This window comes from Halalkalibacter flavus (assembly GCF_036663575.1).
Classification (GTDB): Bacteria; Bacillota; Bacilli; order Bacillales; family Bacillaceae_D; genus Halalkalibacter; species Halalkalibacter flavus.
Genome location: NZ_JAWRVK010000189.1, coordinates 1 through 281, shown reverse-complemented (window position 1 = coordinate 281; position 281 = coordinate 1). Strand labels below are relative to the sequence as shown.

The 281-nt window shown below is 53.7% G+C and carries 1 pseudogene; it reads right to left on the bottom strand.

What is annotated here, in order from left to right:
• Nucleotides 1–281 (bottom strand): annotated as a pseudogene (locus SAY88_RS24940) (glycine cleavage system aminomethyltransferase GcvT); the annotation flags it as partial.

Below are 281 nucleotides of genomic sequence, written 5' to 3'. Positions count from 1 at the left end.
GCACCATGATTTCATAGCCCGCTTCACCGGTGTAACCGGTAGTGGCGATAAACAGTGAACCTGCTTGCACACCAAAGAACGGCTTCATCCCTTCAACTGCGGCGTTTTGCTCGGCAGTAAATACGGTGGCGGCTTTGGCTTTAGCGTTCGGGCCTTGCACGGCGATCATGGCAAGTTCTGGTAGCTCAGTGATGCTGACATCAAAGGCGGCGGCTTGCTTGTTGATCCATGCGAGGTCTTTTTCGCGTGTGGCGGAGTTAACCACCATGCGGTAATAGGTA